This window comes from Mesorhizobium sp. 1B3, from assembly GCF_050958605.1.
Taxonomy (GTDB): domain Bacteria; phylum Pseudomonadota; class Alphaproteobacteria; order Rhizobiales; family Rhizobiaceae.
Map to the genome: position 1 here is coordinate 301780 of NZ_JBJHDO010000002.1, position 13194 is coordinate 314973.

Below are 13194 nucleotides of genomic sequence, written 5' to 3' on the forward strand. Positions count from 1 at the left end.
GGCTCCTCCCTTCTCCCCTTGTGGGAGAAGGTGGCCCGAAGGGCCGGATGAGGGGTCCTCGCCATCGGCCGAGTGGAGCGGCGCCTAGCATGGACCTGCTGCGCGACAATGAACTGATCTATGGCCGGCTGCTTAGGATCGAGGAGCCGCATCTGATCGAGCGCTACAACAAGGCGCTCAAGGCATTCGGGCTGAGGCCGGTGAAGCTCGAGGCCTTCCATATCGACCGGACGGGCTTCTCGCCGCAGGTCGCCGAGGAACTGGGCAACTACAATTATCTCGACCCCAACGAGGTCAACCGGCGTTTCATCATTCTCACCCCGGCCCAGATCGACCTGCCGGTGGTGCATACGGCTTTCTCCAACACCTCGCAGCTCGTCTACGAATTCTTCTCCAAGAACAGCCGCGCGATCGACGCGCTGACCATCAAGGACGTGATCTACGGGGAGATCGAGGATTCCGTCCAGAAGGTGGAGGATGTCGAGGATCTCCTGTCGATCAACCAGGTGGAATTCAAGGTCCTGTCGGCGGAGGACGTGCTCGGCAAGGCGGCGGAACTTGGTAAGCTGGTCGACCGGCTGAAGCAGGAGCCCGAAGCCTGGCGCGACAACGCCATGCTGGAGCGCATGGTCGAACTCGCGAAAGTCTGTGGGGATATTCGAGAAAATGCGTTGGTCCCCGACCAGGTGATCTTCCGCCACAATACCTTCTGGACCAGTCATTTCGGCGGGCTTTACGTCTTCATCGACCCCGACATGATCACGGTGATCGGCGACCCCACGGCGCCGGGTTTCCGACGGTCGCGGCCCTGGCAGGTGAGCTATCTCTCGATCCGCGACGCCGACCGGGTGTTCCGTTTCCTCGCCTCGAGCGGGCGGCTCGAGCTGCCACGCGCCTCCTGGCTGGAAACCTCCGGTTATCTCGAGCACCGCGCCGAGATGATCATCCGTGGCCTCATCCATGCCACCGATCCGCAGCGCGATCTGGTCTCGGCCGACAAGGTGTGGCTGCAAGCCTGGATCCACAACAATGCGACGCTCATCAACCGTGACGGCAACTTTCCCTTCCTGAACATGGCCAAGCGCGAAGTCGCCCAGCTCGGTCACCTCCGGCTCGAGGACGTCTTTCCGCTCCACCGCTTCCTGGTGGTGCGGGCGAAGCCCGATCATCCCGACGCCTGGCTCACCAACCGGCTCATTTCGGATTTCGTGCCCTCGGATTTCATCTCCCGCTACATCTTCAACAAGCAGGGTTTCTACAAGGATTACGAGAGTGCCAATGCCGTGTGGCGCGAGGACGTTGTGGAGATTCTGAAAACCTCATATCTCAAGGACAAAGAGGCGTTCCGCGAACACCTCTACGGCCTGGTCGACAAACATTGACGTGCGCTTTCGTTTCGGGACGTCGCATGCTCTTCCGGCGCAACCGAGACGTCAGATGCCTGGGGTGGAACTGCCATGCTTGATCCGATCGTGAATTTCGTCACCAAGATCTTTCACTGGATCGGCCGGGGCATCGGCCTGGTGATCGGCGCCATCCTGTGGCCCTTCATGTGGCTCGGCCGCTGGTACACACAACGCGGCTGGACGCTCAAGGCCATAGTCGGGCTGATCGTTGTGGGCATCATCGGCTTCTACGGCTATTTCTTTTACGTTACACAGTTCTGGAATGGGTTCGATCCGGATTATCCGGATCGAGTTCCAGCCGGCACTGTGACGCCGCCTCAGGCCGCCAATGTACTGGCCGGTGATCCGATCTCGCCGCAACCCGGTGGCGGACAGCCTGCCGCGCCGGACACAACCGGCGGCGGAACCGCGGTACAGAGCTGCAAGCCCTCCGAAATTGCCGCCGTTTCGGCCTATCTCGTCGACTTCAACGTCAACCAGAACGCTTGGATTTCCTCCATGCTGGCATCGAAGCTGGGCTTTTTCGGAATGCCGTGGCGCAATACCCCGTTCTTCGACAACAAGGCCGCTTTCCAGCTGGGGATCAACCAGGTCCTGCGCCGCACGACGACCGAACTCGTCGACACGCTCGGCCGCACCCGCGGCACTTCGCGGATCGACCAGAACCTGCAGGATGCACGCACCGCGCTCGCATGGGACGAAACCGCCTGGTATATCGGCCTGCGCGGCCCCACCCGCCCGACCCCAAGCGTCTATCGTGAAGCGATCAGGAAGCTGAACGCATTCAACGACAGTCTCGAGAAATGCCAGGCCACGTTCGATGCCCGCGCCGACAATCTGCTGCTCTTCCTCGACCGTATCGCCGGCGACATGGGCTCGACCACCGATATTCTGCGCGGTCAGATCGATTCCTCCGACGCCGGCTGGTTCGATCCGCGCGCCGACGACCGGTTCTGGTTCGCCTATGGCCAGCTTTACGCCTATCACGGAATTCTCGAGGCTGCCCGATCGGACTTTTCCGCGATCATTCGGGAGCGCAATCTGACCGCGCTGTGGGATATCATGCACACGCAGATGCGCGACTCGCTCAATATGCAGCCCTGGATCATCTCCAACGGGAACGAATCCAGCTTCATCTTTCCTTCGCATCTGGCAACCATGGGGTTCAACCTCCTGCGAGCGCGCTCCCAGATCGTCGAGATACGCGCCGTGCTCGACAGATAGAGCGTGCTGCCGCTGTCGCTTTTCGCGCATCGGGCGGCTGTTTTGAGACGGCGGCGGACCTGTCCGTCGCGCTTCTATGCGCGCCGGAGGAGGGTGCGAGCGTCTGAGCGCTTGCAGCCGAGCGGAACGACATGGCGTCGCACGAATGCGGCGAACGAAAACACCGGGGGAGCCTCATGGCCGAAATGAAGTCCGACATCGAGATCGCGCGAACGGCGAAGAAAAGGCCGATCGTTGAAGTCGGCGCGAAGCTCGGCATTCCAGCCGAGCACCTTCTGCCCTACGGCCACGACAAGGCAAAGATCTCGGCGGAGTTCATCAAGTCTGTCCAGGATAACAAGGCGGGCAAGCTGATCCTGGTCACCGCCATCAGTCCGACGCCGGCTGGCGAGGGCAAGACGACCACGACGGTCGGTCTCGGCGACGGGCTGAACCGAATCGGCAAACGCGCCGCCGTGTGCATCCGCGAGGCCTCGCTCGGCCCCAATTTCGGCGTGAAGGGCGGGGCCGCGGGCGGCGGCTATGCCCAGATCGTTCCGATGGAGGATATGAACCTTCATTTCACCGGCGATTTCCACGCCATCACCACGGCCCACAATCTGCTCGCCGCTCTCATCGACAACCACATCTACTGGGGCAACGAGCTGGGGATCGACACGCGCCGCGTCTCGTGGCGCCGGGTGATGGACATGAACGACCGGGCACTGCGCACGATCGTCTGCTCGCTGGGTGGTGCCGCCAACGGCTATCCGCGCGAAGCGGGCTTCGACATCACCGTGGCCTCGGAGGTGATGGCGATTCTGTGTCTGGCCAACGACCTCGAAGACCTGGAGAAACGGCTTGGCGACATCATCATCGCCTATCGCCGTGACAAGAGCCCGGTCTATGCGCGCGACCTCAAAGCCGATGGTCCCATGGCGGTGCTCCTGAAGGACGCCATTCAGCCCAATCTGGTCCAGACGCTGGAGAACAACCCTGCCTTCGTGCATGGCGGGCCGTTCGCCAACATCGCCCATGGCTGCAATTCGGTCGTCGCCACGAGAACGGCGCTGAAAGTCGCCGATTATGTCGTCACGGAGGCCGGTTTTGGCGCGGACCTTGGGGCAGAGAAGTTCTTCGACATCAAATGCCGGAAAGCCGGCCTCAAGCCGGCGGCCGCGGTCATCGTCGCGACGGTGCGGGCGATGAAGATGCATGGGGGCGTGAAGAAGGAGGACCTCGGTCGGGAAAATGTCGAGGCGGTGAAGAAGGGTTGCGCCAATCTCGGGCGCCACATCGAAAATGTGAAGCAGTTCGGTGTCCCCGCGGTCGTTGCGATCAACCACTTCGTGTCCGACACCGAGCCCGAATTGCAGGCGATCCGGGAATTCGTTGCGGCCTCCGGGGAGGAGGCGATCCTATGCCGGCACTGGGCATTGGGATCGGCGGGAATCGAGGAGCTTGCCCACAAGGTTGTTTCGCTCGCCGAGGGCGGCCAGGCTCAGTTCGCGCCTCTTTATCCGGACGACATGAAGTTGTTCGACAAGATCGACACCATCGTGAAGCGCATCTATCGCGGCTCGGAGGCGATCGCCGACAAGCCCGTTCGCGACCAGTTGCACGCCTGGGAACAGCAGGGTTATGGGCATCTTCCCGTCTGCATGGCCAAGACGCAATATTCGTTCTCGACCGACCCCAATCTGCGGGGCGCGCCGAGCGGACATGTGGTGCCCGTGCGCGAGGTGCGCCTGTCGGCGGGAGCGGGATTCGTCGTGGCTATCTGCGGCGAGATCATGACTATGCCCGGCCTGCCCAAGATCCCGTCGTCGGAGAGGATTTTCCTCAACGAACAAGGCCAGATCGAGGGCCTGTTCTGAGGAGGACGAGAAGACATCGGGGAACCAGGTTCTGTCGATAGGGTTACGGTGCGGAGGACGCACCGATGGGCCGAGCAGCCAAGCCAGCCAATGATCCCCCGCCGGGCCTGACCGCGACTGGCCAGGCTGTGGTCGAGCCGATGGAAGCGCGGCTCGTCGACGACCTGCCCAACGAGCCCGTCTGGCAGTTCGAGCCAAAATGGGATGGTTTTCGCTGTCTTGCCTATCGGAAGGGAGAATTGGCCGATCTGCGCGCCAAATCCGGTAAGCCGCTGGGGCGCTACTTCCCCGAGGTGATCCGAGCCGTCCTGTCGGCTGCGTCAGACGACTTCATCATCGACGGCGAATTGGCGATCCCCATCGGTGAAACGCTCGCTTTCGATGCGCTTCAGATGCGGCTCCATCCCGCCGAGAGCCGTATTCGCAAGCTGTCGTCGCAAACGCCTGCCATTTTCATCCTTTTCGACATATTGCGCCGCGAGGCTGGCGACATCGTCCACGCGACGCTTGCAGAACGCCGCGCCGTGTTAGAGACGCTTTTCCGTGAAATGCCGCCTGGCGGTCTATTCCGGCTTTCGCCGTACACGCGTGATCGGAATGAAGCGATGGGTTGGCTCGAGCATTCCGGTGGAGCGCTGGACGGCGTCGTCGCGAAGCGGGTGGATGGGCGCTATGAGTACGGCGAGCGGTCGATGCTCAAGGTCAAGCGGCTGCGCAGCGCCGACTGTGTCGTCGGTGGTTTTCGCTATGCCAGCGACAGCAGGCTTGTCGGCTCCCTACTGCTGGGGCTCTTCGATTCCGCTGGCCTTCTGCATCATGTCGGCTTTACGTCGACCATCTCCAACGAGGAGAGGCCGTCATTGACGAAACGCCTGGAGGCTCTCACCGGGGCGCCCGGTTTCACCGGCAACGCGCCCGGCGGCCCGAGCCGCTGGTCCACCGAACGTTCAGCCGAATGGCAACCGCTGCGCCATGAACTGGTGGTCGAGGTGCGGTACGACCAGGTGACGGGAGATCGTTTCCGTCACGGCACGAAACTGCTGCGCTGGCGGCCGGACAAGGCGCCGCGCCAATGCACTTTCGACCAGATCGAGCGGGAGGCCAGGCCCGGCAAGTTGATCCAGCAATTGGTGGCGGCCTGATGTCTTTTCGAAACAAAGACTGATCCGAAAAATTGGAACATCCGAGTTTTTGAAGACGTTCGGACGCTCTGAAGGGACGAAACCCTAGGAGCCAGACCATGAAAAGCATCATCATCAGATCCGCGGTCATCTTGGGTTTGGGCATCGCTCCCGGCGCGGTGCTGGCCCAAAGCGACTCCACGCAGCAGCCTGGCGCTCAATCCGGGACAGGATCGGTCTCCGGGCAAAGCGATGCGCAGCGACCGCAGTCCGGTACCATGCCGAAGGATGCGCAGGGAGGCATGACAGCAGGATCGGGCAGCGGAACTGGAGCCGGATCTGACACTCAGTCGGAAGGCGGAAACTCAGGAACCACGGGAACGCAAGCGCAGCCGGGCGCTGCAGATTCCGGCGAGCAACAAGGAACCGGTTCCGCAGCCGGCGACCAGCAACAGCCTGGTCAGGACACGAACCAAGGTTCGGCCCAGACCCAGCAGGGTCAATCGACCGACAAGACAGCGAAGCCGGAAGGCGGCGTTTCCGGGGAAACCACCGGAAGCATCGACGTGACTACGGAACAGCGAACCGAAATCCGGCAGATCATAGCCGAGGAAAAGATCGAACCGGCCGCCAGCGTGGATTTCGACGTCACGGTTGGCACGGCCGTCCCCCAGACCGTCGAGGTCCACACGCTTCCTCCGCGTATCGTGGAACTGGTACCCGCCTATGAAGGCTACAAATATTTCGTGCTGGCCGATGGTCGGATCATAATTGTCGACCCGAACAGCATGGAGATCGTCTACATCATCACGGCGTGACGTTTCGGCGCCGTATGGCTTCGATTGACCGGGTCGGGCGAGACCACCGTCCGACCGGCACTTTCGTTTTACGCGGCCGCGGGGCCGGGGTCGTCCGGCCCGTCGGCGAATTCGGCATTGCTCACGGCCACCGGGAGCGCGTCGGCGTCGTAGACGAGCCGCAGCCGTCGTCCTGCCCGGCGCGATTCGGTCATCGTCCTTCCGGCCGCCTCCGGCTGAAACAGGATTTTCTCGACAGTCAGGGTTTCGACGCCTCCGCCGTTCACCGGAATCTCGATGGACTGTCCCTCCTGCAGTCCGAGCAGAGCAAGCCCGCGCGGATGGGTGATGGGCAGTGTGAAGCCGACAAGCCCGCGCAGTTCGTCATGGCTGATGATCCTGGGTTCCGCTTCTCCGTCGCCGACACGGTAGGTGACCCGGCTGTTGAGCGTGACCACATTGACGGGGACGTCTTCGCGGAAGACGACCACGGCTGTGTCAAGCTTCCGGCGGATCAGCGGCGCCATGGTGGGGTCGGTCGAGAGCCGCCGGTCGAGCATGACTTCAAGAATGGTGAAATCCTTCGTGGTGAGAAGGCAGCGTTCGCGGTCCAACATGTCGTTCTCCAACGGCAGGCCGTCGAGGGGAGCTGCCGGTCGCAAGAGTGTCCGAGGTAGCCGGTGCCCCTGCGGGACGCGCATGCATCGCCGCAGGGGCTGCTATCCCGTGATCAGGCTTCCTGCGTGGAGAATCAGTCGCATCAAGGTCGGCTCTACGCCTCTGCCGGCTGACGGACGTCAAGCACCGTCAGCTCGTGCGTGCGACCGTCGCGCGCCGTCCAGGTGATGGACTGGCCGGTCGACAAGCCGATCAACGCGATGCCGACCGGAGTGGTGACGGAGATGCGGCCTTGGTCGATGTCGGCGTCGCCAGGATAGACCAGCGTGACCGACTTTGCTTCTCCCCCATCGGGCTGGTAGGTGACTTGCGATCCGATGCGAACCACGTTTTCGGGGGCCGTCCCGTCGGCGACGACGCGGGCGCGCTCGATCTCACCGAACAGTGTGTCGGCAAGTTCAGCGTTGCGCTCGGCCAAAGCCTCGGCCAGCGCCAACAGCCGCTCGCGTTCCGTCTGGGAAATGGTGATCACCGGCTTGCGCCGGGCTCTAGTGGTCATTTTCAACAGTCCTGTTTTTGTGCCTCACCGCAGATGCGCGATGGCGTTACGGATAGGCTGTTACGAGAAGGGAGAGAGTTGGCTGGCGCGCTGTGAACGGGGGTTGTCGATTTGGAACCGTTCAAATGTTGGAGTTCCGCCCGCGGTTCGGGCGCGCAGCACCGAACCGGGGCTAGGATCCCGCGATGGGGCAAACCCGGAAGAGAGCGTGGTTCTTGAACGAGACGCGTGCCATGCTACGAAGGTGGTTCACCGGCGGCCGGATGTCAAGCGGGCCGGTAGTCCCGGATCATGAGGCGCCGTTGTCGCCTTCGACTTCCCTGTGAGTCAGCGAAGCGATGAAGCGGCGGGTCCGCTCGCGTTCCGGGCTGGAAAAGATGCGCGCCGCCGGAGCTTTCTCGACCACCGCGCCGGCGTCGAGAAATACCACTTCGCCCGCGATGCGCGACGCCAGCCTGAGATCGTGGGTGGCCATCACCATGGTCGTGCCCTCCCGTGCGAGCCGCGCGAGAACGTCGACCACTTCGCCGGACAGTTCGGGGTCGAGCGCCGAGGTCGGCTCGTCGCAAAGGAGAACGCGTGGCGAAGGGGCGAGGGCGCGGGCAATCGCCACACGCTGCTGCTGGCCGCCGGAAAGCGTGGCTGGCCAAGCGTCGGCCTTGTGGGCTAGGCCGACCTTGTCGAGCAGTTCCATCGCCCTTTCGCGAGCGCGTTCCTTCGGCCATTTGAGCACGGTCACCAGTCCTTCCATGACATTGCCGAGAGCGGTGCGATGCGGGAAGAGCTGGAAGTTCTGGAAGACCATGCCGGTCTGCCGGCGCAACCGCTGGATCAGGGCCCAACCGACGCGCTGCCCGGGATGGAAGTCGAGCATTTCCTCGCCTATGCGTACGCGCCCGGCGGTCGGGATCTCGAGCAGGTTGATGCAGCGCAACAAGGTGCTCTTTCCGCCGCCGGAGGGGCCGATCAGGGCCGTCACGCTGCCTTCGGGCATGGAAAGCGTGATGTCCTTCAGCACGACATGATCGTCGAAGCGCTTCTCCAGATGCATCAGCTCGATCATGCCCGTGCCTCCATGAAACCGCCGTACTGGCTGAGGCGCTTCTCGATACGGGCTTGCAGGGCCGAAAGCACCGAACTCATGGCCAGGTAGATAAGGGCTGCCTCGATATAGAGGATAAGCGGCTCGTAGGTGACGGCCACGATGCGCTGAGCGGACTGGAAGAGTTCAGGCACCGTGATGGCGGCCGCCAGCGAGGTATCCTTGACGAGGGAGATGAAGGTGTTGGAGAGCGGCGGCACGGCGACGCGCGCTGCTTGCGGCAGTACTGTGCGGCGCATGGTCTGGCCCCATGACATGCCGATGGAGAAGGATGCTTCCCACTGCCCCTTGGCAACGGAGGAGATCGCGGCGCGGATGATCTCGGAGGTGTAGGCGCCGACATTGAGCGTGAAACCGATCAGCGCCGCCGGAAAAGCATCGAGAACGACGCCGACGCTGGGCAGGCCATAAAAGATCAGAAAGAGCTGGACCAGTAACGGCGTGCCACGGATGATCCAGACATAGAATTGCACGATGGCTGCGAGCGGTCTCGGGCCGAACAGTCGGATCAATGCCACGGCGAGCCCGACGATCAGACCGAAGGCGAAGGAAAGCAGCGTCAAAGGAATGGTGAAGATCAAGCCGGCCCATAGCAAGGGACCGAGCGAATCGAGCATCAATTGAAGCCAATGCGGCACTGGGAGTTCCTCTCAGCCAGGACTTTTTCGGTGTAGAGCATTGGACCGGGCAGTGGGAACCGGTTTTCGCCGATAATCCGGTGTGGAAAGGCGGAAGCGAACAAAAACTCCGGCCCGTGCTTGTGGCCGAGCCGGAGCAATAACAAAGGGAGCTAAAATTACTTCGAAACGTCCTGGCCGAAATACTTGTCGGCGATCTGCTTGTAGGTGCCGTCGGTCTTAATGGCCTTCAACGCCTCATTGATCGCGGCCACCAGTTCCGGGTCACCCTTGCGCACGATCACGCCGGAAGCATCGGCTTCCTCCTGTTGCGCCGCGATCTTCACCTTGGCGTCCGGTTTGTGCTTGCGGAAATCGTAGAAGGACAGGCTGTCGTTGATGGTGGCGTCGGCGCGGCCGTTCAGCACGAGCTGAATCGACTGGTCGAAGCCATCGGTGCCCACCAGGGTGGCGCCCGACGCTTCGGCGAGCTTGCCGAAATTGCTGGTGAGAGACTGTGCCGATCTTTTGCCCTGGAGGTCCTCGAAGGTTTTGATCTCGTCATTGTCCTCGCGCACGATCAGCACCGCCTTGGAAACGATGTAGGGATCGGAGAAATCGTATTTTTGCTTGCGCGCCTCGGTGATGCCGACCTGATTGATGACGGCGTCGTAGCGGTTCGCGTCGAGACCGGCGATCAGGCCATCCCATTTGCCCTCCAGGAACTCGGCCTTCACGCCGAGGCGCTTGGCGATCTCGCGCCCGATCTCGACATCGAAGCCGACCAGTGCGCCGGTCGAGTCGTGATAGGTGAAGGGCGCATAGGTGCCCTCGGTGCCGATCCGGAAGGTGCTGGAAGATTTGATGGCGTCCAGATTGGCGCCGGCGTGGCCGGGCAGGATGGCGAGCGCCTGGATGACGGCGGCGGCAAAGATCGATTTGAGCCAGCTCATTGTCTTGTTTTCCATTCTTTCTCAGACTTCGTGCCGATCGGTACGAATTGGCTGCTAATCTAGGCCCGCCGCCGAACGGGACAAGGCGGCGGCCTCTGCCAAATCGACGCCCATAGAAATCTCATGCTCCAAAAGCGGGTATGTGGGGACGAAAATTCCTCGATCCTCGTGCCTTTACAGGAGGCCGGGGAACTCAAATCTCCTTTTGGGCCACAGCCAAGCGGCGTTCACCGCGCAAGGATTTTGAGCGGACGGAATTCGGTCATATCGGGAAACACGCAGAAAGCGGGGGCGTCGAGCTCGATCATCTCGAGTTCTTCGATCAAGGAATCCGTCAGCCTGACCAGCGCCGGAAGATAGGCCTCTTCCGCTCCGGCCGGCAGCCAGGTCTTAGGGTAGGCCAGAGTGATGTGGAACCTGTAGCTGTCGTGGTCGGGATGGCGATAGCCGAAGGGCACCGTCAAGTCGTCGCGCAGCCTGCGCAACACGCGTTCGTCTTCGTCGGTTGCGCCGGTCACGACGAGCCCGAGCGGCGTAACCGCAGCGGGCTTCATCCGGAAGGGCGGAGCTGGCGGGAAACCTTCCAGCCGCTCGAGAAAAAATCTCGTAGTCTCCTCGATCGGAACATCCGCGGACACCCCTTCGGGCCAGAAGCCGCGCTGACGTCGGCCTTCGACCGTGCCCTGAAAGATCGTCATATGGTAGCTGGAAACGGGCGTGTAGGCGAAACGATCGCCATGGGGCAGGTCGATCAATGCCTGTCTGACGCGCTCGAGCGCGGCTTGGGTGGGTGATCCCGCCACGACATGGCTGACCACCGTATTGCCTGGGGTTGGCAGAAACCTGCCGGACATGTCGAAGCGGATGCCGAGGTAACGTGGTGGCGCCGCCTTGCCGGTCTCGGTGAAGGTTTCGGCAAAGGCGTCGTTCGTTTCGAAGGCCATGAATCACCCCATTGCAGTTGAGCCGGCTGGGTAGCGACGGCGCGTGAAAGTCATGTGACAGGTACCCTTGCGGAAGCTCCAGGGATCGTGGACGATCCCTGCGCCTTGGCGTCAAGCAGCCGAGGTCCACCGAGGGGATCGAAATGTCGCTTTATCTGCTTGCATTATTGATAGGTATAGTCGCAGGCCTGCGGACTATGACGGCCCCGGCTGCCGTAAGCTGGGGCGCTTATCTCGGCTGGGTGCCGGTAGGAGGAAGCTGGGCCGCTTTCATGGGCCACTGGATCGCCGTTGCCGTGCTTTCCATAGCGGCAATCGCCGAGCTGATCGCGGACCAATTGCCGTCGACGCCGAGCCGCAAGGTGCCTCAGCAGTTCGGCGCCCGCATCGTGGCCGGCGGGCTGTCCGGTGCGGTGATCGGCGCCGGGGCGGGACTGACCGTCGGCGGGCTGGTCGCCGGAGCGATCGGAGCGGTGCTCGGCACCTATGGTGGCGCCGAGGCGAGGGCGCGCATGGCGCTGGCCTTTGGCCGGGACCGTCCGGCGGCGCTGATCGAAGACGCCGTGGCGATCCTGGGAGCGCTGTTGATCGTGGGGGCCGTGTCATGAAGTTCGATGCCATTATCGTCGGGGCCGGACAGGCCGGGCCGCCTCTCGCCGGTCGCCTCAGCGAGGCTGGCATGAGTGTCGCACTCGTTGAGCGCAAGCTGGTCGGCGGCACTTGCGTCAACACCGGCTGCATGCCGACCAAGGCCATGGTGGCGAGCGCCTATGCCGCTCACCTCGCGCATCGCGCCGCGGACTACGGCGTGACGCTGGCCGGCCATGTCGGCATCGACATGAAGGCCGTCAAGGCTCGCAAGGACAAGGTGTCGAACGACGCGCGCGGCAATCTCGAGACTTGGATCGGCGGCATGGCGAATTGCACGCTTTATCGCGGGCACGCCCGCTTCGAGAGTGCCCATGATATTCGTGTCTGCGACGAACTGCTTTCGGCGGACAGGATCTTCCTGAATGTCGGTGGGCGGGCATCGGTCCCCGACCTGCCGGGTGTCGGCGACATCGACTACCTCACCAACTCCTCCATGATGGATCTCGACCAATTGCCGCGCCATCTCGTGATCGCCGGAGGCAGCTATATCTCACTTGAATTCGCTCAGATGTTCCGCCGCTTCGGCAGCGAGGTCACGGTCATAGAGAAGGGAACGCGGCTGATCGCGCGCGAGGATGAGGATGTCTCGGCGGCGATCAAGGACATCCTCGAAAACGAGGGCGTCAGGGTCGAACTTGACGCCGCCGATATCAGTTTCGAGCGCCGTGGCAGCGATGTCGCGGTGGGCTTTCGGGCCGGCGAAGCGCCCGTCGTCGGCTCCCACGTTCTGTTGGCGCTGGGCCGCAAGCCGAATACCGACGACCTCGATCTGGAAAAGGCGGGCGTCCGGACGGACAAGCGGGGCTATATCGAGGTCGACGACCAGTTGCGAAGCAGCGTTCCACATATCTGGGCGATGGGCGACTGCAACGGCAGGGGCGCCTTCACCCATACTTCCTACAATGATTTCGAGATCGTCGCGGCCAATCTGCTCGACAACGACCCGCGCAGAGTGAGCGACCGGATCCAGGCCTATGCGCTCTATATCGACCCACCGCTTGGCCGGGCAGGCATGACGGAAGCCGATGTGCGCAGGTCCGGGCGGCGGGCGCTGGTCGGCCAGCGTCCGATGACGCGGGTGGGGCGAGCAATCGAGAAGGGCGAGACCCAAGGCTTCATGAAGATCCTCGTGGACGCCGAGAGCAACGAAATCCTCGGCTGCTCGGTGCTCGGGCCCGGCGGCGACGAGGCGATCCACAGCGTGCTCGACCTGATGTACGCCAAGGCGCCGGTCAAGACGCTGCAAAGGGCCGTGCACATCCATCCGAATGTGGCGGAGCTACTGCCGACGATTGCCGGAGAGTTGAAACCCATGGCTTAGGATGGCGTCGCGCTTCCAACCGGAC

General features: G+C 62.6%; 13 protein-coding genes. 7 read left to right on the forward strand and 6 right to left on the reverse strand.

The features are described from left to right. Positions 1-89 precede the first annotated feature (89 nt). The 5 genes from ACCO56_RS06505 (at position 90) to ACCO56_RS06525 (ending at position 6425) form a co-directional block, all read left to right on the forward strand. Positions 90-1382: a DUF6638 family protein gene (locus tag ACCO56_RS06505; RefSeq protein ID WP_433638825.1), complete on the forward strand. Its 1293-nt coding sequence runs from the start codon at positions 90-92 to the stop codon at positions 1380-1382. Positions 1383-1457: 75 nt separating this feature from the next. Next, positions 1458-2630: a DUF2333 family protein gene (locus ACCO56_RS06510; RefSeq protein ID WP_433638826.1), complete on the forward strand. Its 1173-nt coding sequence runs from the start codon at positions 1458-1460 to the stop codon at positions 2628-2630. Between the two features lie 176 nt (positions 2631-2806). After that, positions 2807-4486, forward strand: a complete 1680-nt coding sequence (locus tag ACCO56_RS06515) for a formate--tetrahydrofolate ligase (protein WP_433638827.1) — start codon at positions 2807-2809, stop codon at positions 4484-4486. Positions 4487-4551: 65 nt separating this feature from the next. Then, entirely contained in the window at positions 4552-5628 is a 1077-nt protein-coding gene (locus ACCO56_RS06520) for an ATP-dependent DNA ligase (protein ID WP_433638828.1), read from the forward strand. Between the two features lie 98 nt (positions 5629-5726). Then, positions 5727-6425, forward strand: a complete 699-nt coding sequence (locus tag ACCO56_RS06525) for a DUF1236 domain-containing protein (RefSeq protein ID WP_433638830.1) — start codon at positions 5727-5729, stop codon at positions 6423-6425. 68 nt (positions 6426-6493) lie between these two features. Here the strand turns inward: ACCO56_RS06525 and ACCO56_RS06530 are convergent, their stop codons facing one another. The 6 genes from ACCO56_RS06530 to ACCO56_RS06555 form a co-directional block, all read right to left on the reverse strand. Next, positions 6494-7021: a nucleoside-diphosphate kinase gene (locus ACCO56_RS06530; RefSeq protein WP_433638832.1), complete on the reverse strand. Its 528-nt coding sequence runs from the start codon at positions 7019-7021 to the stop codon at positions 6494-6496. Between the two features lie 155 nt (positions 7022-7176). Beyond that, a complete protein-coding gene (gene rnk, locus ACCO56_RS06535) occupies positions 7177-7581 on the reverse strand; it encodes a nucleoside diphosphate kinase regulator (RefSeq protein WP_433638834.1) in 405 nt (134 codons plus the stop codon). A 289-nt stretch (positions 7582-7870) separates the two neighbouring features. Then, a complete protein-coding gene (locus ACCO56_RS06540) occupies positions 7871-8644 on the reverse strand; it encodes an amino acid ABC transporter ATP-binding protein (RefSeq protein WP_433638836.1) in 774 nt (257 codons plus the stop codon). Next, the gene (locus tag ACCO56_RS06545) at positions 8641-9321 is read right to left on the reverse strand and encodes an amino acid ABC transporter permease (RefSeq protein ID WP_433638837.1); all 681 of its coding nucleotides are present in this window, start codon (positions 9319-9321) and stop codon (positions 8641-8643) included. The genes ACCO56_RS06540 and ACCO56_RS06545 overlap by 4 nt, the downstream gene beginning before the upstream one ends. A gap of 158 nt (positions 9322-9479) precedes the next feature. After that, positions 9480-10253, reverse strand: a complete 774-nt coding sequence (locus ACCO56_RS06550; protein ID WP_433638839.1) for an amino acid ABC transporter substrate-binding protein — start codon at positions 10251-10253, stop codon at positions 9480-9482. Positions 10254-10480: 227 nt separating this feature from the next. Further along, positions 10481-11197 (reverse strand): DUF1868 domain-containing protein, encoded by a 717-nt coding sequence (locus tag ACCO56_RS06555; protein WP_433638841.1) that lies wholly within the window; start codon positions 11195-11197, stop codon positions 10481-10483. Positions 11198-11340: 143 nt separating this feature from the next. Here ACCO56_RS06555 and ACCO56_RS06560 point away from each other — a divergent pair, with 143 nt between their 5' ends. Then, positions 11341-11805 carry a DUF4126 domain-containing protein gene (locus ACCO56_RS06560; protein WP_433638843.1) on the forward strand — a complete coding sequence of 155 codons (465 nt, stop codon included), beginning with the start codon at positions 11341-11343 and terminating at the stop codon, positions 11803-11805. Next, positions 11802-13169, forward strand: coding sequence for an FAD-containing oxidoreductase (locus ACCO56_RS06565; RefSeq protein WP_433638845.1), 1368 nt, complete (start codon positions 11802-11804; stop codon positions 13167-13169). Before ACCO56_RS06560 ends, ACCO56_RS06565 begins: the two co-directional genes overlap by 4 nt. The last annotated feature ends 25 nt before the right edge of the window (positions 13170-13194 follow it).

Excerpts from the sequence above, each read along its gene's own strand:
- ACCO56_RS06565 (WP_433638845.1), top strand. The coding sequence starts at position 11,802 with ATGAAGTTCGATGCCATTATCGTCGGGGCCGGACAGGCCGGGCCGCCT.
- ACCO56_RS06505 (WP_433638825.1), top strand. The coding sequence starts at position 90 with ATGGACCTGCTGCGCGACAATGAACTGATCTATGGCCGGCTGCTTAGG.
- ACCO56_RS06530 (WP_433638832.1), bottom strand. The coding sequence starts at position 7,021 with ATGTTGGACCGCGAACGCTGCCTTCTCACCACGAAGGATTTCACCATT.
- rnk (WP_433638834.1), bottom strand. The coding sequence starts at position 7,581 with ATGACCACTAGAGCCCGGCGCAAGCCGGTGATCACCATTTCCCAGACG.
- ACCO56_RS06550 (WP_433638839.1), bottom strand. The coding sequence starts at position 10,253 with ATGAGCTGGCTCAAATCGATCTTTGCCGCCGCCGTCATCCAGGCGCTC.
- ACCO56_RS06515 (WP_433638827.1), top strand. The coding sequence starts at position 2,807 with ATGGCCGAAATGAAGTCCGACATCGAGATCGCGCGAACGGCGAAGAAA.
- ACCO56_RS06525 (WP_433638830.1), top strand. The coding sequence starts at position 5,727 with ATGAAAAGCATCATCATCAGATCCGCGGTCATCTTGGGTTTGGGCATC.
- ACCO56_RS06555 (WP_433638841.1), bottom strand. The coding sequence starts at position 11,197 with ATGGCCTTCGAAACGAACGACGCCTTTGCCGAAACCTTCACCGAGACC.
- ACCO56_RS06540 (WP_433638836.1), bottom strand. The coding sequence starts at position 8,644 with ATGATCGAGCTGATGCATCTGGAGAAGCGCTTCGACGATCATGTCGTG.
- ACCO56_RS06520 (WP_433638828.1), top strand. The coding sequence starts at position 4,552 with ATGGGCCGAGCAGCCAAGCCAGCCAATGATCCCCCGCCGGGCCTGACC.
- ACCO56_RS06510 (WP_433638826.1), top strand. The coding sequence starts at position 1,458 with ATGCTTGATCCGATCGTGAATTTCGTCACCAAGATCTTTCACTGGATC.
- ACCO56_RS06560 (WP_433638843.1), top strand. The coding sequence starts at position 11,341 with ATGTCGCTTTATCTGCTTGCATTATTGATAGGTATAGTCGCAGGCCTG.